Annotated in this window: 21 protein-coding genes; 19 read left to right on the top strand and 2 right to left on the bottom strand. The window is 69.0% G+C overall.

The features are described 5' to 3' along the window. Positions 1 to 17 precede the first annotated feature (17 nt). Together ACFV9C_RS19395 and ACFV9C_RS19400 are read right to left on the bottom strand one after the other, a co-directional pair. Positions 18 to 635 carry an MBL fold metallo-hydrolase gene (locus tag ACFV9C_RS19395; protein WP_380195348.1) on the bottom strand — a complete coding sequence of 206 codons (618 nt, stop codon included), beginning with the start codon at positions 633 to 635 and terminating at the stop codon, positions 18 to 20. Beyond that, complete coding sequence (locus ACFV9C_RS19400; protein WP_380195351.1) at positions 632 to 1,915, bottom strand: isochorismate synthase MenF; 1,284 nt, start codon at positions 1,913 to 1,915, stop codon at positions 632 to 634. Before ACFV9C_RS19400 ends, ACFV9C_RS19395 begins: the two co-directional genes overlap by 4 nt. 59 nt (positions 1,916 to 1,974) lie before the next feature. Here ACFV9C_RS19400 and ACFV9C_RS19405 point away from each other — a divergent pair, with 59 nt between their 5' ends. From ACFV9C_RS19405 to ACFV9C_RS19495, 19 genes are all read left to right on the top strand, one after another. Then, positions 1,975 to 2,673 (top strand): demethylmenaquinone methyltransferase, encoded by a 699-nt coding sequence (locus ACFV9C_RS19405; RefSeq protein ID WP_380195352.1) that lies wholly within the window; start codon positions 1,975 to 1,977, stop codon positions 2,671 to 2,673. Between the two features lie 164 nt (positions 2,674 to 2,837). Beyond that, positions 2,838 to 4,151: a geranylgeranyl reductase family protein gene (locus ACFV9C_RS19410; RefSeq protein WP_380195515.1), complete on the top strand. Its 1,314-nt coding sequence runs from the start codon at positions 2,838 to 2,840 to the stop codon at positions 4,149 to 4,151. 92 nt (positions 4,152 to 4,243) lie between these two features. Beyond that, a complete protein-coding gene (locus tag ACFV9C_RS19415; RefSeq protein WP_380195354.1) occupies positions 4,244 to 4,603 on the top strand; it encodes an NADH-quinone oxidoreductase subunit A in 360 nt (119 codons plus the stop codon). A gap of 1 nt (position 4,604) precedes the next feature. Further along, positions 4,605 to 5,159: an NADH-quinone oxidoreductase subunit B family protein gene (locus tag ACFV9C_RS19420; RefSeq protein WP_131286677.1), complete on the top strand. Its 555-nt coding sequence runs from the start codon at positions 4,605 to 4,607 to the stop codon at positions 5,157 to 5,159. After that, a complete protein-coding gene (locus tag ACFV9C_RS19425; RefSeq protein WP_380195356.1) occupies positions 5,156 to 5,842 on the top strand; it encodes an NADH-quinone oxidoreductase subunit C in 687 nt (228 codons plus the stop codon). The genes ACFV9C_RS19420 and ACFV9C_RS19425 overlap by 4 nt, the downstream gene beginning before the upstream one ends. Beyond that, positions 5,842 to 7,179, top strand: a complete 1,338-nt coding sequence (locus tag ACFV9C_RS19430) for an NADH-quinone oxidoreductase subunit D (protein ID WP_380195357.1) — start codon at positions 5,842 to 5,844, stop codon at positions 7,177 to 7,179. The genes ACFV9C_RS19425 and ACFV9C_RS19430 overlap by 1 nt, the downstream gene beginning before the upstream one ends. Beyond that, positions 7,180 to 7,899: an NADH-quinone oxidoreductase subunit NuoE gene (gene nuoE / locus ACFV9C_RS19435; protein ID WP_380195359.1), complete on the top strand. Its 720-nt coding sequence runs from the start codon at positions 7,180 to 7,182 to the stop codon at positions 7,897 to 7,899. A 2-nt stretch (positions 7,900 to 7,901) separates the two neighbouring features. Next, positions 7,902 to 9,209 carry an NADH-quinone oxidoreductase subunit NuoF gene (nuoF, locus tag ACFV9C_RS19440; RefSeq protein ID WP_380195360.1) on the top strand — a complete coding sequence of 436 codons (1,308 nt, stop codon included), beginning with the start codon at positions 7,902 to 7,904 and terminating at the stop codon, positions 9,207 to 9,209. Next, positions 9,206 to 11,644: an NADH-quinone oxidoreductase subunit G gene (locus ACFV9C_RS19445; protein ID WP_380195362.1), complete on the top strand. Its 2,439-nt coding sequence runs from the start codon at positions 9,206 to 9,208 to the stop codon at positions 11,642 to 11,644. The genes nuoF and ACFV9C_RS19445 overlap by 4 nt, the downstream gene beginning before the upstream one ends. Next, positions 11,644 to 12,963 (top strand): NADH-quinone oxidoreductase subunit NuoH, encoded by a 1,320-nt coding sequence (gene nuoH, locus ACFV9C_RS19450; RefSeq protein ID WP_380195364.1) that lies wholly within the window; start codon positions 11,644 to 11,646, stop codon positions 12,961 to 12,963. Before ACFV9C_RS19445 ends, nuoH begins: the two co-directional genes overlap by 1 nt. Further along, the gene (gene nuoI, locus ACFV9C_RS19455) at positions 12,956 to 13,504 is read left to right on the top strand and encodes an NADH-quinone oxidoreductase subunit NuoI (protein ID WP_380195365.1); all 549 of its coding nucleotides are present in this window, start codon (positions 12,956 to 12,958) and stop codon (positions 13,502 to 13,504) included. The genes nuoH and nuoI overlap by 8 nt, the downstream gene beginning before the upstream one ends. Continuing rightward, complete coding sequence (locus tag ACFV9C_RS19460) at positions 13,501 to 14,304, top strand: NADH-quinone oxidoreductase subunit J (RefSeq protein ID WP_380195366.1); 804 nt, start codon at positions 13,501 to 13,503, stop codon at positions 14,302 to 14,304. Before nuoI ends, ACFV9C_RS19460 begins: the two co-directional genes overlap by 4 nt. After that, a complete protein-coding gene (nuoK, locus tag ACFV9C_RS19465) occupies positions 14,301 to 14,600 on the top strand; it encodes an NADH-quinone oxidoreductase subunit NuoK (RefSeq protein ID WP_130384807.1) in 300 nt (99 codons plus the stop codon). Before ACFV9C_RS19460 ends, nuoK begins: the two co-directional genes overlap by 4 nt. Before the next feature lie 11 nt (positions 14,601 to 14,611). Next, positions 14,612 to 16,480, top strand: coding sequence for an NADH-quinone oxidoreductase subunit L (gene nuoL / locus ACFV9C_RS19470; protein WP_380195368.1), 1,869 nt, complete (start codon positions 14,612 to 14,614; stop codon positions 16,478 to 16,480). Further along, the gene (locus tag ACFV9C_RS19475; protein ID WP_380195370.1) at positions 16,477 to 18,000 is read left to right on the top strand and encodes an NADH-quinone oxidoreductase subunit M; all 1,524 of its coding nucleotides are present in this window, start codon (positions 16,477 to 16,479) and stop codon (positions 17,998 to 18,000) included. The genes nuoL and ACFV9C_RS19475 overlap by 4 nt, the downstream gene beginning before the upstream one ends. A gap of 5 nt (positions 18,001 to 18,005) precedes the next feature. Next, positions 18,006 to 19,586, top strand: a complete 1,581-nt coding sequence (gene nuoN, locus ACFV9C_RS19480; RefSeq protein WP_380195517.1) for an NADH-quinone oxidoreductase subunit NuoN — start codon at positions 18,006 to 18,008, stop codon at positions 19,584 to 19,586. A gap of 26 nt (positions 19,587 to 19,612) precedes the next feature. Beyond that, on the top strand, positions 19,613 to 20,605 hold the full coding sequence (locus tag ACFV9C_RS19485; RefSeq protein ID WP_380195519.1) for a polyprenyl synthetase family protein: 993 nt from the start codon (positions 19,613 to 19,615) through the stop codon (positions 20,603 to 20,605). A 170-nt stretch (positions 20,606 to 20,775) separates the two neighbouring features. Then, the gene (locus ACFV9C_RS19490) at positions 20,776 to 21,963 is read left to right on the top strand and encodes a PucR family transcriptional regulator (protein WP_380195372.1); all 1,188 of its coding nucleotides are present in this window, start codon (positions 20,776 to 20,778) and stop codon (positions 21,961 to 21,963) included. Between the two features lie 131 nt (positions 21,964 to 22,094). Then, positions 22,095 to 24,434 (top strand): molybdopterin cofactor-binding domain-containing protein, encoded by a 2,340-nt coding sequence (locus ACFV9C_RS19495; protein WP_380195374.1) that lies wholly within the window; start codon positions 22,095 to 22,097, stop codon positions 24,432 to 24,434. The last annotated feature ends 5 nt before the right edge of the window (positions 24,435 to 24,439 follow it).

A 24,439-nucleotide genomic window follows, 5' to 3' on the forward strand; every position in this document is an offset into this window, starting at 1 on the left:
GACTTCGGGGTGCAGGTTCAGCTGATCTCGGTCGACTCGCCGGGGGCGAGGCCGAGGTACGGGCGTTCGTCGGTGGTGAAGAAGCGGGCGAACATGCTCAGGCCGACCGGGCTGAGCAGGGCGTCGTGGATGCCGACCATCTGGTCGGACTTGATCGCTCGGGCGTACTCGACCGCCGGCGGCAGCGAGAACCACGGGCCGGAGATCGGCACCAGGGTCGTGTGGACGGCGCGGTCGGGCAGGGTGAACGAGTCGCCCGGGTGATAGACCGCGTCGTCGATCAGGAAGCCGACGTTCTCGCACGGCACGCCCCACTCGGGCAGGATCACCGCGTGGTCCTTGCCGTAGGCACTGACCGAGAAGCCGGCCGCCTCGAACGACTGGCCGCCCGCGACCACGTGGACCCGGTCGCCCAGCGCGGTCAGCTGCGCCGCGACGCCGGCGTTCGTGTAGACGGGTACGTCGAGGGCGGCGACCCGGTCGACGTCGAGGTGGTCCTGGTGCTCGTGCGTGACCAGGATCGCGTCCGCCTTCTCGAAGGCGGCGTCCTCGCTGAACGACCCGGGGTCGACCAGCAGCGTCTTCCCGTCCTTCTCCAGCCGGACACAGGCGTGGGCGAACTTCGTCAGCTTCATAGATCTCCTAGAGCGTCTCGCATCGGTACCAGCTTGGCGTTCGTCTCGGCCAGTTCGGCGTCCGGGTTGGAGCCCGCGACGATGCCGGCGCCGGCGAACAGCCGCATCCGGCGGGGCTCGTCCGGGTCGGCCTGGCCGCAGCGCAGGGCGATGCACCACTCGCCGTCGCCGGCCGCGTCCATCCAGCCGACCGGTCCGCTGAACCGGCCGCGTTCCATCCCCTCGATCTCGCCGATCAGGTCCCGCGCGACCGGGGTCGGCGTACCGCAGACCGCCGCGGACGGGTGCAGCGCGGCGGCCAGCCCGAGCGCGGAGGCGCCGTTGTTCGCGACACCCGCGACGTCGGTGGCGAGGTGCATCACGTTCGGCAGGTGCAGCACGAACGGGGTCTCCGGGACGTTCATCGACGAGCAGTGCGGCTCGAGCGCGTCGGCGACCGAGCGGACCGCGAACTCGTGCTCCTCGAGGTCCTTCGACGACCGCGCCAGCGACGCGGCCAGCGCCAGGTCGTGGGCGTCGTCGCCGGTACGGCGGATTGTGCCGGCCAGCACCCGGGACGTGATCAGGCCCTTCTCCCGGCGGACGAGCAGCTCGGGCGTGGCGCCGATCAGCCCGTCGACGGAGAACGTCCAGCAGTTCGGGTACGCCGTGGCGAGCCGGTGCAACGGCCAGCGCAGGTCGATCGGCTGCTCGGCGTACGCGATCAGGTCGCGGGCCAGGACGACCTTGTCCAGGTCGCCCGCGGTGATCCGGCGGACCGCGTCGGCGACGATGCTCGACCAGTCCGTCCCGGTGCGGGCGCCGTCCGCGAACGTCACGTCGTACACCGGCGACGGCTCGTGGATCCGCAGCTCCGGCGGCGCGGCCAGCGAACTGGCCGGCGAGACCGTCGTCACCCAGGTGGTGCCGCCACGGCGGCCGACGATCACCTCGGGCACGACCAGCTCACCCGGGTCCTGATCGGTGAAGCCGAAGGACCCGAAGGAGATCAGCCCGGAACCGGGGACGCCGACCTCGTCGCGGACCACGGCGGCCCCGACGAGCTCCTGCCACCAGCGCGCGGCCTGCTCGAAGCGGTTGCTCCCGGCAACGTCGAGCCGGGCGGCGACGCCCCAGCCGACGTGGCCGTCGCCCCGCCGTACCCACGCGAGTCCGCCCTCGTCCGGCAAGTGGTCGAGCAGGTGCGCCGACACGCCGTCCACCGGTTGACTGCGGACCACCAATTGCGGTGCGGGGCCTCGGGTCGCGAGGGCCGCACGGCTACCTGGAGATGCACTCACGAAAGGCAAGAGTATGCCTGCCGTCCGGCCGGCCCGTGCCCGCGTGATGAACTAGACAGGTGACACGCGCAGATCTGAGCAAGGAACCGCAGGCCGTGGCGGCCATGTTCGACAACGTGGCCGAGGGGTACGACCGGACCAACGCGGTCGCGACGATGGGGCTGGAGAAGCTGTACTGGCGCCCGGAGACGGTCAAGGAGATCGCGCCCCGGAAGGGCCTGAAGATCCTCGACCTGGCGGCCGGCACCGGCGCGTCCAGCATCAACCTGCGCGAGTCCGGCGCCGAGGTGGTGTCCTGCGACTTCTCGGTCGGCATGCTCACGGTCGGCAAGCGCCGGCACCCGGAGCTGGACCTGATCGCCGGCGACGCGCTCCGGCTGCCGTTCGCGGACGAGTCCTTCGACGTGGTGACGATCTCCTGGGCGCTGCGGAACGTGAACGACGTGGCGCTGGCGCTCCGCGAGATGCTCCGGGTCACCCGGCCGGGCGGGCGGCTCGTCGTCCTCGAGCAGTCGCACCCGACCTGGAAGCCGTTCCGGGTGGTGTACCTGGAGTACATGATGCGCGCGGTGCCCGCGGTCGCGAAGGTGGTGTCGACGAACCCCGAGGCGTACGAGTACCTGGCCGAGTCGACCCGCGCCTGGCTGCCGCAGGAGCCGCTGGCCCGGGCGATCGAGGAGGCCGGCTGGACCAGGGTGCAGTGGCGCAACCTGACCGGTGGTCTGGTCGCCATCCACCGGGCCGTCAAGCCCAGTTGATGCCCAGTTAATTACGCAACGGAAATTATGCGAAATTGGCTTGCCCGCAAGGCGGTTGGGGCGAGTTTCGTGTCCACGTCAGGCAGTCCTAGACTGTCGAGTGAAGAGTGCTCGTGAAGTCGTTCACGAGCGCACACGCCCCCAAGAACATCCAGGCCGGAGAGATGAGCCAGAGCGTGCCGAGCGGGCAGCAGGCGGAGACCGCCGATGTGATCGTCGTCGGTGCCGGACCCGCCGGATCGGCAGCCGCGTACCACCTGGCGAACGCCGGTCTCGACGTACTGCTGCTGGAGAAGACCGCGTTCCCGCGGGAGAAGGTGTGCGGCGACGGGCTCACCCCGCGCGGCACCAAGCAGCTGATCAACATGGGCATCGACATCTCCGAGGAAGCCGGCTGGATCCGTAACTACGGCCTCCGGATCCAGGGCGCCGGGCACCAGCTGCAGCTCGACTGGCCGGACCTGGCCAGCCACCCGAACTACGGCCTGACCCGGAACCGGATGGACTTCGACGACATGCTCGCCCGGCAGGCCGTGAAGGCCGGGGCGCGGCTGCGCGAGCGGACCAACGTCAGCGGGCCGATCCTGGACGACCGCGGCCACATCGTCGGCGTCACCGCGAAGCCGGTCGACGACAACGGCCGGCGGGCCGGCGACGACCTCGAGTTCCGGGCGCCACTGGTGATGGCGGCCGACGGCAACTCGTCCCGGCTGAGCATCGCGATGGGCCTGCACAAGCGCGACGACCGGCCGATGGGCGTCGCCGTCCGGACGTACTTCACCAGCCCGCGGACCGACGACGACTACCTCGAGTCCTGGCTGGAGCTGTGGGCCGACGACCCGAAGCAGCCGGGCGGCAAGGTGCTGCTGCCGGGGTACGGCTGGATCTTCGGGATGGGCGACGGCACCGTGAACGTCGGCCTCGGCATCCTGAACACCTCCGACGCGTTCGGCAAGGTCGATTACGCCGACCTGCTGAAGGCGTGGCTGAAGAACACCCCGGAGGAGTGGCAGTTCCGCGACGAGTTCCAGACCATCCCGATCCGCGGGGCGGCGCTGCCGATGGGCTTCAACCGGCAGCCGCACTACACCCGCGGCCTGATGCTGCTCGGCGACGCCGGCGGCATGGTCAACCCGTTCAACGGCGAGGGCATCCCGTACGCGATGGAGTCCGGGGCGTTCGCCGCCGAGGTCGCCGCCCAGGCGCTGCGCCGGCAGCCGAACCAGCGCGAGCGGGCGCTCTCGGCATACCCGAAGGCGCTCAAGCAGGAGTACGGCGGCTACTACACGCTCGGCCGGATCTTCGTGAAGCTGATCGGAAATCCGGAGGTGATGCGGCTCTGCACGAAGTACGGTCTGCCGCGCACCACCCTGATGAAGTTCACCCTGAAGTTGCTTGCCAACCTCACCGACCCGCGCGACGGCGACGTGATGGACAAGATCATCAACGGGCTCACCAAGCTGGCTCCCGCCGCCTGAGCGGCGGGGCGAGTGAGCTGAGCCACAGCGGTACTGATAACAACAGACACAGACACCGACAGACCACCGGCTGAAGGAGGGAGCACGCAGCGATGCACCCCTACACACCGATTCTTGCTCTTGGTGTGCTCGCGCTGCTCTTCGTGGCGGGCAGCATCACCGTGAGTGCGCTGGTCGGCCCGAAGCGGTACAACCGGGCCAGGCTGGACTCGTACGAGTGCGGCATCGAACCGACCCCGCAGCCGGTCGGCGGCGGCCGCTTCCCGGTGAAGTACTACATCACCGCGATGCTGTTCATCGTGTTCGACATCGAGATCATCTTCCTCTACCCGTGGGCGGTCGCCTTCGACCAGATGGCGCTCTTCGGGCTGGTCGAGATGGTCATCTTCATCGTGACCGTCTTCATCGCGTACACCTACGTGTGGCGGCGCGGCGGACTGGAGTGGGACTGACATGGGTCTTGAGGAACAGCTTCCGGCAGGCGTCCTGCTGAGCACGGTCGAAGGACTGCTCGGCTACATGCGCAAGGCCTCGTTGTGGCCGGCAACCTTCGGGCTGGCCTGCTGCGCGATCGAGATGATGACCACCGGCGCTCCGCGCTACGACGCGGCCCGGTTCGGCATGGAGGTCTTCCGGGCGTCGCCGCGGCAGGCCGACCTGATGATCGTGGCCGGCCGGGTGAGCCAGAAGATGGCCCCGGTACTGCGTCAGATCTACGACCAGATGCCCGGCCCGAAGTGGGTGCTGGCGATGGGCGTCTGCGCGTCCTCGGGCGGCATGTTCAACAACTACGCGATCGTGCAGGGCGTGGACCACGTCGTACCGGTCGACATGTACCTGCCCGGCTGCCCGCCGCGGCCGGAGATGCTGCTGGACGCGTTCCTGAAGATCCACGACCAGATCCAGCATATGAAGCTCGGCGCGCACAAGAAGGCGCTGCAGACCGAGCAGGAGGCCGCGGCCCTGACCGCCGCGCCGACCATTGAGATGAAGGGGCTGCTGCGGTGAGCGACTCCGAGAACCTTCCGGCGACGCCTGAGGGCTCGACTCCCGAGGTCATCGAGGAGCGGACCGGCATGTTCGGGGTCCGCGGCAGCGGTGACACCTCCGGGTTCGGCGGCCTGCAGCGCAACGTCGTCCTGCCGGGGTCGACCCCGAAGCCGTACGGCTCCTGGTTCGACGGCGCGGTGGAGCGGCTCGAGGGCCTGACCACGGCGGGCGCGATCGAAAAGGTCGTCGTCGACCGCGGCGAGCTGACGCTGCACATCAGGCGCGAGAACATCGTCGAGGTGTGCCGGCAGCTGCGCGACGACGAGGCGCTGCGGTTCGAGTTCTGCTCCGGCGTCAGCGGGGTGCACTACCCGCACGAGACCGGCCGCGAGCTGCACGCCGTCTACCACTTCCTGTCGATCACCCACAACCGCCGGATCCGGCTGGAGGTGGCGGCTCCCGACAGCGACCCGCACATCCCGTCGATCGTCGCGGTCTACCCGGCCAACGACTGGCACGAGCGGGAGACCTGGGACATGTTCGGCATCATCTTCGACGGGCACCCGGCGCTGACCCGGGTCCTGATGCCCGACGACTGGCCGGGGCACCCGCAGCGCAAGGACTACCCGCTCGGCGGCATCGACGTCGAGTACAAGGGCGCTGTCATCCCGCCGCCCGACACGCGGAGGTCTTACAACTGATGACCACTACAGACCCTTACGCGACCACCCGCGACACCACCGAGGGCAAGGTCTTCACGGTCACCGGCCAGGACTGGGACTCGGTGGTCTCCGGCCTCGGTGAGGAGCCGGAAGAGCGCGTCGTCGTCAACATGGGCCCGCAGCACCCGTCCACGCACGGCGTACTGCGGCTCATCCTGGAGCTCGACGGTGAGAACGTGACCGAGGCCCGCTGCGGCATCGGCTACCTGCACACCGGCATCGAGAAGAACCTCGAGTTCCGCTCCTGGGTGCAGGGCGTCACGTTCGTCACCCGGATGGACTACCTGTCGCCGTTCCACAACGAGGCGGCGTACTGCCTGTCGGTCGAGCGCCTGCTCGGGATCGAGGACCAGATCCCGGAGAAGGCCGACGTCATGCGGGTGCTCCTGATGGAGCTCAACCGGATCAGCAGCCACCTGGTCTGTATCGCCACCGGCGGTATGGAGATCGGCGCGCTGACCGTGATGACGATCGGCTTCCGTGAGCGCGAGAAGACCCTGGACCTGTTCGAGCTGATCACCGGGCTGCGGATGAACCACGCGTTCATCCGGCCGGGCGGTGTCGCGCAGGACCTGCCGCCGGGTGCGCTGGACAAGATCCGCGAGTACATCACCTGGATGAACAAGCACCTGCCGGAGTACGCCGACCTCTGCAACGCGAACCCGATCTTCAAGGCCCGGCTGCAGAACGTCGGCTACCTGGACCTGGCCGGCTGCATGGCGCTCGGCATCTCCGGCCCGACGGTGCGTTCCACCGGGTACGCGCTGGACCTGCGCAAGAGCCAGCCGTACTGCGGGTACGAGACGTACGACTTCGACGTACCGACCTGGGACTCCTCCGACGCCTACGGCCGCTTCCGGGTCCGGCTGCAGGAGATGCACGAGTCGCTGAAGATCGTCGAGCAGTGCGCCGACCGGCTGGAGAAGATGGACGGCCAGCCGGTGATGGTCGCCGACAAGAAGATCGGCTGGCCGAGCCAGCTGGCGGTCGGCGCCGACGGGATGGGCAACTCGCTCGACCACATCAAGCACATCATGGGCGAGTCGATGGAAGCCCTGATCCACCACTTCAAGCTGGTCACCGAGGGCTTCCGGGTCCCGGCCGGCCAGGCCTACGTGGCGATCGAGTCGCCGCGTGGCGAGATGGGTGCGCACGTCGTCTCCGACGGCGGCACCAAGCCGTTCCGGGTGCACTTCCGTGACCCGTCCTTCGCAAACCTGCAGGCGATGCCGATCATGTGCGAGGGCGGCCAGGTCGCCGACGTGATCGTCGCCGTCGCCAGCCTTGACCCGGTGATGGGTGGAGTGGACCGCTAAATGGCCGAGAACCACACGACTGCTACCGACAAGACCGTGCCCTACAGCACGGGCGACTCGAAGATCACCGAGACCACGATCGCGGAGATGCGCGAGATCGCGGCCCGGTACCCCGAGGCCCGGTCGGCGCTGCTGCCGATGCTGCACCTGGTGCAGTCGGTCGAGGGCCGGGTCACCCCGGAGGGCATCGAGGCCTGCGCCGACGTGCTCGGGCTGACCGGCGCCGAGGTGTCCGCGGTGGCGACGTTCTACACGATGTACAAGCGCCGCCCGGTCGGCGACTACCACGTCGGCGTCTGCACGAACACGCTGTGCGCGGTGATGGGCGGCGACCTGATCTTCGAGCGGCTGAAGCAGCACCTCGACGTCGGCAACGACGAGACCACCGAGGACGGCAAGGTCACCCTCGAGCACCTCGAGTGCAACGCGGCCTGCGACTACGCGCCGGTGATGATGGTCAACTGGGAGTTCTTCGACGACATGACGCCGGAGACGGCCACCCAGCTGGTCGACGACCTGCGCGCGGGCGCCGAGGTGAAGTCGCCGCGGGGCGCCACGATCTGCACCTGGCGCGAGGCCGAGCGGGTGCTGGCCGGCTTCCCGGACGGGCGCGCCGACGAGGGCCCGACCGGCGGCAAGGCCACGCTGGCCGGCCTCCGGCTGGCCCGGGAGCGCAACTGGTCGGCCCCGAACGGCGCCGAGACCCCGAAGGAGGGCTGACCATGACCACGCTGACCCCGGTCCTGTCCGACAACTGGGACCAGATCAACGCCTGGCAGCTGACGTCGTACCAGCGCACCGGCGGGTACGACGCCCTCCGCAAGGCGCTCACGATGCAGCCGGCCGACGTCGTCGCGACGGTCAAGGACTCCGGTCTGCGCGGCCGTGGCGGCGCGGGCTTCCCGACCGGGATGAAGTGGTCGTTCATCCCGCAGGACAACCCGAAGCCGAAGTACCTGGTGGTGAACGCGGACGAGTCCGAGCCGGGCACCTGCAAGGACATCCCGCTGATGATGGCCTCGCCGCACACGCTGGTCGAGGGCGTCATCATCGCGTCCTACGCGATCCGCGCGAGCGCCGCGTTCATCTATGTGCGCGGCGAGGTGCTGCACGTCGTCCGCCGGCTGCAGCAGGCGGTGCAGGAGGCCAAGGACGCCGGCTACATCGGCACGAACATCCTCGGCACCGGCTACGACCTGGACGTCGTCGTGCACGCCGGCGCCGGCGCCTACATCTGCGGCGAGGAGACGGCGCTGCTGGACTCGCTGGAAGGACGTCGCGGTCAACCTCGGCTGCGTCCTCCCTTCCCGGCCGTCGCCGGTCTGTACGGGTGCCCCACTGTCATCAACAACGTCGAATCGATCGCATCCGTTCCCGCGATCATCAAGAACGGCGCGGACTGGTTCGGCTCGATGGGCACCGAGAAGTCCAAGGGCATGACGCTCTACTCGCTGTCCGGGCACGTCACCCGCCCGGGGCAGTACGAGGCGCCGCTCGGCATCACGCTGCGCGAGCTGCTCGACATGGCCGGCGGGATCCGCGAGGGCCACCAGCTGAAGTTCTGGACGCCGGGCGGTTCGTCGACGCCGCTGCTGACGCCGGAACACCTCGACATCCCGCTGGACTACGAGGGCGTCGGTTCGGTCGGGTCGATGCTCGGCACGAAGGCGCTGCAGATGTTCGACGAGACCACCTGCGTGGTGCGCGCCGTACTGCGCTGGACCGAGTTCTACAAGCACGAGTCCTGCGGCAAGTGCACGCCGTGCCGCGAGGGCACCTGGTGGCTGGTGCAGATCCTCGAGCGGCTGGAGGCGGGCAAGGGGTCCGAGGAGGACCTCGACACCCTCCTCGACCTGTCCGAGAACATCCTCGGCCGGGCGTTCTGTGCGCTCGGTGACGGTGCCACGGCGCCGATCACCAGCTCGATCCAGCACTTCAAGGACGAGTACCTGGCGCACTTCGAGCACGGCGGCTGCCCGCTCGACCCGATGGCAAGCACTGTCTTCGCGACTGCTGGAGCTAGCGCATGACGATCCAAGCGAACCCACCGGCCGGTGCCGAGGTGGAGCGGACCGATCTGGTCACCGTGACCATCGACGACATCGAGGTCAAGGTCCCGAAGAACACCCTGCTGATCCGGGCCGCGGAACAGATCGGGATCCAGATCCCGCGGTTCTGCGACCACCCGCTGCTCGACCCGGTCGGCGCCTGCCGGCAGTGCCTGGTCGAGATCACCGACGCCGGGAACGGCCGCGGGATGCCGAAACCGCAGGCCTCCTGCACGATCACCGTCGCCGACGGCATGGTGGTCCGGACCCAGGTGAGCTCCCCGGTGGCGGACAAGGCGCAGCACGGGCAGATGGAGTTCCTGCTCATCAACCACCCGCTGGACTGCCCGGTCTGCGACAAGGGCGGCGAGTGCCCGCTGCAGAACCAGGCGATGAGCAACGGCGCCGGCGAGTCCCGGTTCCACACCAGCCATGGGGTGAAGCGGACCTACCCGAAGCCGATCAACATCTCCGCCGAGGTGCTGCTGGACCGCGAGCGCTGCATCCTCTGCGCGCGCTGCACCCGGTTCTCCGAGCAGATCGCGGGTGACCCGTTCATCGCGCTGATCGAGCGTGGCGCGCTGCAGCAGGTCGGCATCTACGAGAAGGAGCCCTTCGAGAGCTACTTCTCCGGCAACACCATCCAGATCTGCCCGGTCGGTGCACTGACGAGTGCGGCGTACCGCTTCCGTTCGCGGCCGTTCGACCTGGTGTCGGTGCCGTCGGTGGCCGAGCACGACTCGTCCGGCGCGGCGATCCGGATCGACCACCGGCGCGGCAAGGTGATGCGCCGGCTGTCCGGCGACGACCCGCAGGTCAACGAGGAGTGGATCTCCGACAAGGACCGGTTCGCGTTCCAGTACGCGACCACCGGAGACCGGCTGACGCACCCGCTGATCCGCGAGGACGGCGAGCTGCGGCCGGCGTCCTGGCCGGAGGCGCTCACGTTCGCGGCCGGGAAGCTCACCGCGGCACGCGGCAACGCGGCGGTGCTGACCGGTGGCCGGCTGCCCCTCGAGGACGCCTACGCGTACTCGAAGTTCGCGCGGGTCGCGCTGGGCAGCAACGACATCGACTTCCGGGCCCGGCCGCACTCCGCCGAGGAGGCCGACTTCCTGGCCGCCGCGGTGGCCGGCACCGGTCTCGGTACGACGTTCGCGGACCTGGAGAAGGCCGACACGGTGCTGTTCGCCGGGATCGAGCCGGAAGAGGAAGCGCCGTCGGTGTTCCTGCGCGTCCGCAAGGGCGCGAAGCGGCACGGCACCAAGGTGTTCACGCTCGCGGCGTACGCGTCGCGCGGGGTGGAGAAGCTCGACGGGGTCGTCGTCCACACCTCGCCCGGCACCGAGGCCGCCGTACTCGGGGATCTCGGCAACGCCGGTGCGGCCGGGGCCGCCGCCCGGGCCGCGCTGGGTGCGGACTCGATCATCGTCGTCGGCGAGCGGCTGGCGAGCGCGCCGGGCGGGTACTCGGCCGCCCTGCGGCTGGCGCTCGACACCGGTGCGCAGCTGGCCTGGATCCCGCGGCGCGCGGGCGACCGGGCCGCGCTCGAGGCCGGCTGCCTGCCGGGCCTGCTGCCCGGCGGCCGGCTGGTCGCCGACCCGCAGGCGCGGGTCGACATGCAGGCCGCGTGGGGCGTCGAGAACCTGCCCGCCGGGAACGGCAAGGACCTGACCGAGATCATCGCCAACGCGGGCTCCCTGCAGGCGCTGGTCGTCGCGGGCGTCGAGATCGACGACCTGCCCGACCCGGCCGCGGCGCTCGCCGCGCTCGCGGCGGCGCCGTTCGTGGTCAGCTTCGAGGTCCGCAACTCGCAGGTCACCGAGTACGCCGACGTGGTGTTCCCGGTCGTACCGACGGTCGAGAAGTCCGGCACCTTCGTGAACTGGGAGGGCCGCGAGCGGCCGTTCCCCGTCGTACTCACGGTGCCGACCGCGATGCCGGACACCCGGGCGCTGGCCGCGCTGGCGCAGGAGATGGGTACGCCGCTCGGCTTCAGCACCCCCGAGGGCGCGAAGCAGGAGTTCGACGAGCTCGGCCGCTGGGACGGCGACCGCGCGCAGGAGCCGACGTACCACGCCGGTCCGGCGCTCGGCGCGTTCGACTCCACCCGGCTGGCGACCTGGCGGATGCTGATCGACGACAGCCGGGCCTGCGACGGTGAGCCGCACCTGACCGCGACCGCGCGCAAGCCGGTGGCCCGGATCTCGCTCACCACCGCGCACCGGATCGGTGTCGCCGACGGGGACGAGCTGGCGGTGAGCACCGACGCCGGGAGCATCCGGCTGCCGGTGGTGATCACCCCGATGACCGACAACGTGGTCTGGCTGCCGACGAACTCGGCCGACTCCCACGTCCGCCGTTCACTGCACGCCGACCATGGCTCGATCGTGACGATCGCCGGAGGAAACGCATGATGTCGCTCGCGGTACCCGACGCGGGGGTCGGGCATGACCCGTGGTGGGTCATCCTCATCAAGGTGCTGTTCATCTTCGTCTTCCTGGTGCTGCTGACGCTGTTCAACATCTGGTGGGAACGCCGGGTGGTGGCGCGGATGCAGCAGCGCATCGGCCCGAACGTGCACGGCCCGCAGGGTCTGCTGCAGTCGCTGGCCGACGGCGTGAAGCTGATGCTGAAGGAAGACCTGACGCCCAAGGGCGTCGACAAGCTGGTGTTCGTCCTGGCGCCCGCGATCGTCGCCATCCCGGCCTTCCTCACCTTCGCGGTGATCCCGTTCGGGCCGACGGTGCGGATTCCGTGGACCGACACCTACACCCGGCTGCAGCTCACCGACCTGCCGGTCTCGGTGCTGTACGTGATGGCGGTCGCCTCGATCGGCATCTACGGCATCGTGCTCGGCGGCTGGTCGTCGAACTCGACGTACTCGCTGCTCGGCGGTCTGCGCTCCAGCGCCCAGATGATCTCGTACGAGGTCGCGATGGGCCTGGCGCTGGTCACGGTGTTCCTGTTCGCCGGCTCGCTGTCCACCTCGGACATCGTGGCCGCGCAGGGGCACCAGACCGTGCACTGGTTCGGGGCGTCGATCCCGCTGCCCGGGTGGTACGGGTTCCTGCTGTTCCCGTCGTTCGTGATCTACGTGATCTCGATGGTCGGCGAGACGAACCGGGCGCCGTTCGACCTCCCGGAGGCCGAGGGCGAGCTGGTCGCGGGCTTCCTGACCGAGTACTCCTCGATCAAGTACGCGATGTTCTTCCTGGCCGAGTACATCAACATGGCGACCGTGTCGGCGCTGGCGACCACGCTGTTCCTCGGCGGCTGGCGGGCACCGTGGCCGATTTCGATCTGGGACGGCGCGAACTCCGGCTACTGGCCGGTGCTGTGGTTCATGGGCAAGCTGATGTGCTTCATCTTCTTCTACATCTGGCTGCGCGGAACGCTGCCGCGACTGCGCTACGACCAGTTCATGAAGTTCGGCTGGAAGATCCTGATCCCGGTCTCGCTGGTCTGGATCCTGCTGGTCGCCACCGTCCGCGCGGTCGGCCGGGAGACGAACTTCAGCCGGACCACGCTGCTGGTCGCCGCCGCGATCGTGCTGGTGATCGCGATCGTCAGCATGTTCGTCCCGGCCAAGCCCAAGCCCGAGAAGGCGGAGGTTGCCGACGGCAAGGACTTCGACGCCTTCGCCGGCGGCTTCCCGGTGCCACCACCGATGGCCGTCAACACTCCGAGCCAGAGCAAGACTGAGTCTTTGAGCAAGGAAGGCAGCCGTGGCTAGTGTCAAAGAGTCCCTCTGGGACCCGGTAGCCGGTTTCGGCGTCACCTTCCGGACGATGTTCCGGAAGGTGTTCACCGAGGAGTACCCGTTCGAGAAGAAGCCGACCGCCCCCCGGTTCCACGGCCGGCACCAGCTGAACCGCTGGCCGGACGGGCTGGAGAAGTGCGTCGGCTGCGAGCTGTGCGCGTGGGCCTGCCCCGCGGACGCGATCTACGTCGAGGGTGCCTCGAACACCGAGGGCGACCGGTTCTCGCCTGGCGAGCGGTACGGCCGGGTGTACCAGATCAACTACCTGCGCTGCATCCTCTGCGGGCTGTGCATCGAGGCGTGCCCGACCCGGGCGCTGACGATGACCAACGAGTACGAGCTGGCCGACACCAGCCGCGCGTCCCTCATCTACGAGAAGAAGGACCTGCTGGCGCCGCTGCTCCCGGGCATGCAGGAGCCGCCGCACGAGATGCAGCTGGGCAAGACCGAGAAGGACTACTACCTCGGTCTCACCGGTGCCGCGGCCAAGGCCGAAGGGAGTGACGCGAAGTGATCGGTCTCGTCACCGGCCCGCAGGTCGCGTTCTGGCTGCTGGCCCCGGTCATGATCCTGGCCGCGATCGGCATGGTGCTGGTCCGCAAGGCGGTGCACTCGGCGCTGCTGCTGGCGACCGTGATGATCTGCCTGGCGGTGCAGTACGCCGCGCAGGACGCGCCGTTCCTGTTCGCCGTACAGATCATCGTCTACACCGGCGCGATCCTGATGCTGTTCCTGTTCGTGCTGATGCTGGTCGGCGTTGACGCGTCCGACTCGCTGGTCGAGACCATCCGCGGTCAGCGGCTGCTGGCCGGGATCGCGTTCCTGGGCTTCGGCATCCTGCTGGTCGCCGCGGTCGGCAACGCGATCTACGGGCACCCGACCGGCCTCGCCGACGCGCAGCCGGACGGCAACCCGAAGGGCATCGCGCAGCTGCTGTTCGGCAAGTACGTGTTCGCGTTCGAGGTCACCTCGGCGCTGCTGATCACCGCGGCGATGGGCGCGATGATGCTGGCGCACCGCGAGCGGCTGACCAAGAAGAAGACGCAGCGCGACCACGCCGAGGAGCGGATCCGCAAGTACGCCGAGCAGGGGATCCACCCCGGCCCGCTGCCGACCCCCGGCGTACTGGCCCGGCACAACGCGGTCGACACGCCGGCGCTGCTGCCGGACGGGTCGATCGCACCGACCTCGGTTTCGCGTGTGCTCCAGGCACGTGGCACCGTGTTCCCCGAAGCGGAGGAGCGCGCGGACGTCGATGAGGTCCGCGAACTCACCAACGACGGCGAATACCCGGTCGAGGAGGACAGCAAGTGACTACCGAGCCGTACATCGTGCTCGCGGCGATCCTGTTCAGTATCGGCGCGCTCGGCGTGCTGGTCCGCCGGAACGCGATCGTCGTCTTCATGTGCGTCGAGCTCATGCTGAACGCGACCAACCTGGCGTTCGTCAGCTTCGCGCGCCAGCACGGCAACCTCGACGGTCAGATCGCCGCCTTCTTCGTGATGGTGGTGGCCGCGGCCGAGGTGGTTATCGGGCTGGCCATCATCATGGCCATCTTCCGCACCCGTCGCTCGGCCTCGGTCGACGACGCCAACCTGCTCAAGTACTGAGGTAGCAACCGATGAGTCATGAGCTGACGTGGCTGCTGGTCGCGGTACCGGCGCTGTCCGCGGCGATCCTGCTGCTCGGTGGCAAGGCCACCAACGCGTGGGGTCACCTGCTGGGCACGCTGGCGCCGGTGATCTCCTTCGCCTTCGGCGTCGTGCTGTTCTTCCAGATGCAGGGCAAACCGGACGGTGAGCGGTCGGCGACGGTCCGGCTGTTCGAGTGGTTCTCGGTCGGCCACATCAAGGTCGACTTCACGCTGCTGATCGACCCGCTGTCGATCCTCTTCGTGCTGCTGATCACCGGTGTGGGTTCGCTGATCCACATCTACTCGATCGGCTACATGGAGCACGACCCGCGGCGGCGCCGGTTCTTCGGCTACCTGAACCTGTTCATCGCCTCGATGCTGCTGCTGGTGCTGGCCGCCGACTACCTGCTGGTCTTCGTCGGCTGGGAGGGCGTCGGCCTGGCGTCGTACCTGCTGATCGGCTTCTGGCAGCACAAGAACTCGGCAGCCGTCGCCGCGAAGAAGGCGTTCGTGGTGAACCGGGTCGGTGACATCGGCCTCTCGCTCGCGGTCATGAGCATGTGGGCGCTGTTCGGCTCGTCGGCCTTCTCCTCGGTGAACGCCGGTGCCGAGCACCTGTCGAAGACCTGGGCCACGCTGCTCGGCCTGATGCTGCTGCTGGCCGCCTGCGGCAAGTCCGCGCAGGTGCCGCTGCAGTCCTGGCTGCTGGACGCGATGGAAGGCCCGACCCCGGTGTCGGCGCTGATCCACGCGGCAACCATGGTCACGGCCGGCGTCTACCTGGTGGTTCGGTCGCACGCGATCTTCGAGCAGAGTCAGTCGGCCGCCACCGCGGTGGTGATCGTCGGTACGGTGACCGCGCTCGCCGGTGCGATCATCGGTTGCGCCAAGGACGACATCAAGAAGGCGCTGGCCGGTTCGACGATGAGCCAGATCGGCTACATGATGCTGGCCGCGGGCCTCGGCCCGGCCGGGTACGTGTTCGCGATCTTCCACCTGCTCACGCACGGCTTCTTCAAGGCGAACATGTTCCTCGGCGCCGGATCCGTCATGCACGGCATGAACGACGACGTGAACATGCGGCACTACGGCGCGCTGCGGTCGGCGATGAAGGTCACCTTCGTGACCTTCGGCTTCGGCTACCTCGCGATCCTCGGCATCCCGCCGTTCGCCGGCTTCTTCAGCAAGGACAAGATCATCGAGGCGGCGTTCGCGCACAACATCGTGATCGGTCTCTGCGCGCTGCTCGGCGCCGGCATCACCGCGTTCTACATGACCCGGGTGATGCTGATGACGTTCTTCGGCAAGAAGCGCTGGGCCGAGGACGTGCACCCGCACGAGTCGCCGAAGGTGATGACCTGGCCGCTGATCATCCTGGCGGCGCTGTCGCTGGGCGGCGGTGCGCTGTACTTCGTCGGCGACTGGATCGTGAAGTGGCTGACCCCGGTGGTCGGGCACGAGGAGGAGCACGCCCCGCTGAACGCGGTCGTGATGACGATCATCACCCTCGCGGTGGTGGCCGTCGGCATCGCGATCTCGGTGGTCATGTACCGCCGGGACATCCCGCGCGAGGCCCCGGCCGGCTCGCCGGTCACCACGCTCGCACGGCGTGACCTGTACGGCGACGCGCTCAACGAGGCGCTCTTCATGCGGCCCGGTCAGTACCTGACCCGGACGCTGGTCTGGCTGGACAACCGGGGCGTCGACGGCCTGGTCAACGGGCTGGCCGCACTCTTCGGCGGACTGTCCGGCCGGCTCCGCCGGTTCCAGACGGGCTTCGTCCGTTCGTACGCACTCAGCATGGTCTTCGGCGCCGCATTCGTGGTCGTCGCCCTCCTCGCGGTGAGGTTGTCGTGAACATCGGTTGGCTGACCCTGTTACTGCTCCTGCCGTTCGTCGGGGCCATCGCGACGATGCTGGTGCCGAAGGCGAAGGCGCTGACGGCCAAGCAGGTCGCGCTCGGGTTCTCGCTCGTGACGCTGGTACTGACCGTGATCGTCGCGATCGGGTACCACCGCAACGGCGCCGCGGACTACGCCGAGACGCACACCTGGATCAAGGCGTTCGGCGCGCACTACGCGCTCGGCCTCGACGGTCTCGGCATCGTGATGGTGGTGCTGACCGCGCTGCTCTCGCCGGTCGTGATCATCGCGTCCTGGAACGACGCCGCGCACGGCCGCTGGTCGGAGAAGTCGTTCTTCGCCTGGGTCCTCGGCCTGGAGGCACTGTCGATCGGTGTCTTCTCCGCCACCGACGTGTTCCTCTTCTACGTGCTGTTCGAGGCCACGCTGATCCCGATGTACTTCCTGATCGGCGGCTTCGGCGGCCCGCAGCGTTCGTACGCCGCGGTGAAGTTCCTGCTCTACTCGCTGCTCGGCGGTCTGCTGATGCTGGCGTCGGTGGTCGGCCTGTACGTCGTCTCGGCCAAGCACGGCGCCCCGTCGTACCTGCTGTCCGACATGGTGAAGCTGGACATGAGCCAGAACACCGAGCGCTGGCTGTTCCTCGGGTTCTTCTTCGCATTCGCGGTGAAGGCGCCGATGGTGCCGTTCCACACCTGGCTGCCGGACGCGGCCGGTGAGGCGACGCCGGGCACCTCGGTGCTGCTGGTCGGCATCCTGGACAAGATCGGCACCTTCGGGATGATCCGGTTCTGCCTGGGCCTGTTCCCGAACGCGTCCCAGTGGGCCACCCCGGTGGTGCTGGTGCTGGCGCTGATCTCGGTCCTGTACGGCGCCCTGCTGGCGATCGGGCAGACCGACATCAAGCGGCTGATCGCGTACACGTCGATCTCGCACTTCGGCTTCATCGTGATGGGCATCTTCGCGCTGACGTCGCAGGGCCTGACCGGGTCGACGCTGTACATGTTCAACCACGGTCTCTCCACCGCGGCACTGTTCCTGGTCGCCGGGTACCTGATCTCCCGGCGCGGGTCCGCCCGGATCGCCGACTTCGGCGGCGTCGAGAAGGTCGCACCGGTGCTCGCCGGGACGTTCCTGTTCGCCGGCCTGTCCAGCCTGGCGCTGCCCGGCCTGTCGCCGTTCATCTCCGAGTTCATGGTGCTGGCCGGGACGTTCAGCCGGCACAAGGTGATCGCGGTGATCGCCGTACTCGGGATCGTGCTGGCCGCGCTGTACATCCTGCTGATGTACCAACGCACGATGACCGGCCCGGTCCGCGAAGGTATCGAGAAGCTGAAGGACCTGAACCGGCGTGAGGTGCTGGCGATCGCACCGCTCGTGATCCTGATCATCGGGCTGGGCATCTTCCCGAAGCCGATCGTCGACATCATCAAGCCCGCGGTCGACTCGACCATGCAGCGGGTGGGCGTGACCGACAAGGCACCGCAGATCCCCGTGACGGAGGGACAGAAGTGACCGCGATGTTGCTGCCGCTGGCGGACTTCACGAAGCCCAGCATCGAGTACGGCGAACTGGCTCCGCTGTTCGTCGTCTTCGGTGCGGCTGCCGTCGGCGTCCTGGTCGAGGCGTTCCTGCCGCGACCGCTGCGGCACCTGGTGCAGCTGGCGATCACGGTGGTCGCCGTGGTCGCGGCCGGCGTACTGACCGGCTTCGAGATGCACAAAGGCAAGGAACTGGTCGCCGCCCAGGGCGCGATCGCGATCGACGGCCCGGCGCTGTTCACCTGGATCATCCTGCTCGCGCTGACGCTGATCAGCGTGCTGCTGTTCGCCGAGCGGTCGATCGACGGCGGCCTGTCGGCGTTCGCCGGCCAGGCGGCCGCGGTCCCGGGCTCGGAGGCCGAGCGGGAGGGTACGGCGGCCCGCGTCGAGCACACCGAGATCTTCCCGCTGACGCTGTTCGCGGTCGGCGGCATGATGCTGTTCGCGGCGTCGAACGACCTGCTGATCCTGTTCGTCGCGCTCGAGGTCTTCTCGCTGCCGCTGTACCTGCTCTGCGGCCTGGCGCGCCGTCGCCGGCTGATCTCGCAGGAAGCCGCGATGAAGTACTTCCTGCTCGGCGCGTTCTCGTCGGCGTTCCTGCTGTTCGGGATCGCGCTGCTCTACGGGTACGCCGGCACCATGTCGCTCGGCGGCATCGCGGACGCGCTCGGCACCCAGACCGGCGGCGACACGATCCTGCTGGCCGGTACCGGTCTGGTCGGGGTCGGCCTGCTGTTCAAGGTCGGCGGCGTACCGTTCCACTCCTGGACCCCGGACGTGTACCAGGGCGCCCCGACGCCGGTCACCGGCTTCATGGCGGCCTGCACGAAGATCGCGGCGTTCGTCGGCCTGATGCGGGTCTTCTACGTCGCGCTCGGTGGCACGCGCTGGGACTGGGCGCCGATGATGTGGATCATCGCGATCCTCACCATGGTGGTCGGTTCGATCGTCGCGATCACCCAGACCGACGTGAAGCGGATGCTGGCGTACTCGTCGATCGCGCACGCGGGCTTCCTGCTGACCGCGTTCGTCGGCCTCGCGCAGGCGGGCAACGGCGTCCACAACGGGATCACCTCGACCCAGGCGGTGCTGTTCTACCTGGTGTCGTACGGCTTCCCGACGATCGGCGCGTTCGCGGTCGTCACGCTGGTCCGGGACGCGGGCGGCGAGGCGACGCACCTGTCCCGCTGGGCGGGCCTGGGCAAGAAGTCGCCGCTGCTGGCCGGGATCTTCGCGTTCTTCCTGCTGTCCTTCGCCGGCATCCCGCTGACCGCGGGCTTCACCGGCAAGTGGGCGGTCTTCAGCGCGGCCTGGAGCGGTGGCGCGTGGCCGCTGGTCGTGGTCGCAGTACTGTCGAGCCTGGTGGCCGCGTTCTTCTACATCCGGGTGATCGTGCTGATGTTCTTCTCCGACCTGCCGGCCGACGCGCCGGACGTGGCGCTGCCGGGCTGGCAGACCACGTCGGCGGTGGCGCTGGGTCTCGCCGCCACGGTGGTGCTCGGTCTGGTTCCCGGACCGGTGCTCGACCTGGCGGCCCGAGCTGGTGAGTTCATCCGTTGAGTCCGACCCCGCTGCCGGCCGAGAGCCTGGGACTCGAGTTCGCCGATGCCGGCCTCGAGGCCCGGGTTCGTACCGGCCTGGAGGCCGTCGAGCAGGTACTGCGTGACGCCAGCCAGTCCGAGGCGCCGTTCGTCACCGCCGCCGCCCAGAACGTGATGTTCGTCGGCGGCAAGCGGTTCCGGCCGCTGCTGGTGCTGATGGCGGCCGAGTTCGGACCGGACCCGGCCGCGGTCGAGGTCGTGAAGGCCGCGGCGGTCGTCGAGCTGACGCACGTCGCGACGCTGCACCACGACGACGTGATGGACGAGGCGGCGCTGCGCCGCGGCTCGGCGACGGCGAACGCCCGCTGGGACAACTCGATCGCGATCCTGTCCGGCGACTGGCTGTTCGCCCGCGCCTCGGACCTGGTCGCGGACCTCGGCCCGGAGGCGGTCCGGATCCAGGCACGCACCTTCGGCCGGCTGGTCGAGGGGCAGATCCGGGAGACGCTCGGGGTCGGCGAGGGCCAGGACCCGCTCAAGCACTACCTGTCGGTGATCTCCGACAAGACCGGCTCGCTGTTCGCGACGTCGGTGCTGTTCGGCGCCCGGTTCGCCGGCGCCTCGGTGGAGATCCAGGAGGCGCTGCAGACCTTCGCCGAGGAGATCGGCATGGCGTTCCAGCTCGCCGACGACATCCTCGACATCGCCTCGGAGTCCGACCAGTCCGGCAAGACGCCCGGCACGGACCTGCGCGAGGGCGTACCCACCCTGCCGGTGCTGATCTTCCGCGCCCAGGCCGACCCGGACAACCCGACCGACGCGCGCCTGCTCGACCTGCTCGACTCGGACCTGTCCGACGACGCCCGCCTTGCGGAAACCCTAGACCTGCTCCGCGCCCACCCGTCCTTCCGCCAGGCCGAGGACGACGTCCGCCGCCGAGCCGCCGACGCCCGCAAGCTCCTCACCACCCTCCCCGAAGGCCCCGCCCGCAACGCCCTCGACGCCCTCTGCGACCTGGTGGTCACCCGCTCCGTCTGACACCGCGGCCGGCCGGCGTAGAAACCGACAGGACGTAGTCACCCGCAACACCCTCCGCACGCCGTCCTTGAGCCTGCATGGGACAGGCCGTGGACCGACACCTCCTGTCGAAATTCACGCGGGTCTGAGGGCTGTGCGCCTTCGCGACGGTGTGCGATGCTGTGCCGACTATGGGTAAGGTTGTGGAAGAGGCTGTGCTGACGGTGGAGTCGTTGGCGCAGCGGGTGCTGGGGCGGTTGCCGGCGCTGACGGATCAGTTGGTCGGGATCATCTACGCGCAGAATCCGGCGTACCTGGAGCTGGACTCGGTGCCGCGGCAGGATCTGTGGCGGTCGTGTCATGACAACGTCGCGCGGGTCGTGCAGATGATTGCCAGTGGCGACGACCGGTTCGACGCGGCGCAGGCGACCGGGCGGCGGCGGGCGGAGCAGCGGATGCCGTTGGACGACGTACTGAAGTCGTTCCGGCTCGGTGGGCGGCTGGTGTGGGAGGCGCTGATCGACGAGGCCCGGGCGCAGGGGACCGCCGAGTCCGAGGTGCTGCTGGACGTGGCGGGCAAGGTTTGGGAAGTGGTCGACCGTACGTCGTCCCAGGTCGCCACCGCGTACCACGCCGCCGAACGCTACCTGGTCCGCGCCGACGAGCAGCGCCGCTCCACGCTCTGGGAAGGCCTCCTGCAAGGGCGGGCGAACCGCGCGTTCGTGCAGGACGCGGCCAGCGTGCTCGACGTACCGGTGAACGGCCCGTACGTCGTGGTCGCGATCGACAACCTGGTCGACGACGACAGTACGACGACGTCGTTCGCGCGCCGGCTCGCCGGGATCCGGGTGCCGTCCGCGTGGCAGGTGCGCCCGCAGACCGTCGTCGGATTGCTTGCCCTGGGCACCGAATCCGCAGATGCGGTGCTGCGACTGCTGCGGCAACTCGTAGATGCGCCTGCGGGGCTGTCCGGCGTGGTCGCGGGTCTGGCCGAGGTGGACGTCGCGTACCGGCAGGCGATGCTGGCCCGCCGTACCCTCGTGCCCGGCCAGATCGACGTCGCGGCCTTGCCCGAGCGACTTCCCGAAGCCCTGCTGCTCAGCGCCCCCGAGCTCGCCGACCAGCTGATCCGGTCGTGGCTGATGCCGTTGACAACGACGTCAGCCCCGGAACGCGAACTATTACTGGATACCTTGGACAAGTGGGTCCGGTCCGCCGGCTCGGTCCGTCGTACGGCGGAACTCGCACACTGTCACCGGAACACAGTCATCAACCGCCTGCACCGGGTCGAACAGATCACCGGCCGTGACATCACCGAGGACGGCTACCAGTTGGAGCTCGGCCTTGCGCTGAAGGCTTTCCGGCTCTTCCCCGCGTGACCGAACGCCTTGCTGTGCGTTGTGCACAGTGAAGGTGCCGAAAACCTGGGCACAGCGGCCATGCCGCGGCCCGGTCGTCGGTGCCAGACTGCGTTCCCAGCATTGCTCTAGCTAGCACGGAGGTCCTCCCCATGGCCGAACACCGCCGATCGTTGGACGCACCAAGCGACACGGGCGGCCGCGGTCTGCTGGGGCGCAGACGCGTGCTCGGGTACCTGATCGCCGCGCCGACGCTCGCGGTCGGGGTGAGCTGGCTGGTCAACGATTCCGACCCGCGACCGGCCGACGCCGCCGTACCGTCGCTGCCGCAGCCGGAGGACATCTTCGACCTCGGCGACCTGCAGAACCTGGCGGCCGCGCCGACGTCCGGCCTGATCACGGTCGAGATGCGCACCGACGGTACGGCGCACTTCGCGGTGCCGCGGGCCGAGGTCGGGCAGGGCATCACGACCGCGTTCGCGATGATCGTCGCCGAGGAGCTGGACCTGCCGATCGACAAGGTGCGGATCACCCTCGCCGACGCCCGCCCCGAGCTGCTGATGAACCAGCTCACCGGCGGCTCGAACTCGATGCGCAGCATGTATGTCCCGGTCCGTACGGCGGCGGCGATCACCCGCCAGCGCCTGGTCGAGGTGGCCGCACTGCAGTGGGGTGTCGCGGTCGACAAGGTGACCGCGGCGGCCGGCGTATTGACCGGGCCGAACGGCGTGACGGCGACGTACGGCGCGCTCGCCCAGGCGGCTGCTGTCACGCAGACCGTCAAGGTGGCCGCCCAGTTGAAGGCCAAGGCCGACTTCAAGGTGCTGGGCAAGCCGCACAACCGGGTCGACGCGCACGACATCGTCACCGGGAGCAAGCAGTTCGCGATGGACATGCACGTGCCGGGCGCGAAGCCGACGATGGTCGCCCGGCCGCCGACGATCAACGGCACGCTTCGCAGCATCAACAACCTCACGGCGCTGCGGGCGCTGCCGGGCGTCACCGATGTCGTTGGGATCGCCCACGGTGTGGCGATCCGCGCGGACACGTTCGGCCAGTGCATCGACGCGATCCAGAAGGTCGACGCGACCTGGGGCCCGGGCACCGTCGACAACGAGTCCGACGCCACCGTGCTGAAGAAGCTCCGCGCCGCGCAGCTGCCGATGACCGTGCCGCCGCTGCTGACGCAGTCGATCGACGCCGAGTTCGTGTTCGCGTTCGCCAGCAACAGCCCGCTCGAGCCGGACTGCGCGATCGCGGACGTCGGCCCGGACAGCGCCGAGATCTGGTCCAGCCTGAAGGTGCCGATCGTCGCGCAGGAGGACATCGCGAAGCAGCTCGGGCTGCCGATCGACGCGGTCAAGGTGCACGTGGTCCAGGGTGGCGGCTCGTTCGGCCGGCACCTGTTCCACGACGTCGCGGCCGAGGCGGCGGAGATCTCGCAGAAGATGGGCAAGCCGGTCAAGCTGTCCTGGTCGCGGACCGACAACTTCCGGCAGGGCCGCACGCACCCGATGTGTACGTCGCGGGTCCGGGTGAACTACGCCGCCGGCAACGTGATCAGCTACGAGCAGCGGCACACCAGCGTGCAGACGGACTTCGGGCACGGCCTCGGCGAGATGCTGACGGCGTTCGCGGCCGACCTGCCGATCGCCGGCAACCTGTCGTTCGCGGAGTCGATCTTCGAGCTCAGCCAGTCGTCGCCGTACAACTTCGGCGTCACGACGCAGCTGCTGAACGAGGTGCCGCTGAAGTTCAACACCGGCAGCATGCGGAACATCTACTCGCCGAACGTGGTCTGCGCCGAGGAGCTGATGGTCGATCAGCTGGCCGCGAAGATGGGCCAGGACCCGGTCCGGTTCCGCCGGAGCTTCCTCAAGGACCGGCGGCTGCTCGCCGTCCTGGACAAGGCGGCCGAGGTCGGCAACTGGGGCAAGGCGATGCCGAAGGGTACGGCGCAGGGCATCGGCGTGCACTCGGAGTACCGGGCCGCGGTCGCGACGCTGGTCGAGATCGACTGCCGGCCGGCGACGGTGAACCGGCCGCTGCCTGGCGAGGGCGTGACCGGGCCGCGGGTGACCAAGGCGCTGATCGTCGTCGACCCCGGGTTCTGCATCAACCCGAAGGGCCTGGAGGCGCAGATGTTCGGCGGCCTGCAGGACGCGATCGCGCTGGCGCTGACGTCCAGCCTGCACATCAAGGACGGCATCCCGCTCGAGGGCAGCTGGGACAACTACTTCTACACCCGGGAGTGGAACTCGCCCCTCGACGTCCAGGTGCTGATCATGCCGAACACCAGCGACAGCCCGAGCGGTGCCGGCGAGCTGGCGGTGGCGCCGGCGTTCGCCGCGGTCGCCTGTGCGTACGCGCGGGCGACCGGCACGCTGCCGACGTACTTCCCGATCAACCACGGCACGCTCGGGTTCGAGCCGTTGCCGGTCCAGCCGTCCACCCCGCAGTCGCCGACCGACGGCCTCGACCACACGTTCTGAGGAAC

The organism is Kribbella sp. NPDC059898, from assembly GCF_042730855.1.
Classification (GTDB): Bacteria; Actinomycetota; Actinomycetes; order Propionibacteriales; family Kribbellaceae; genus Kribbella.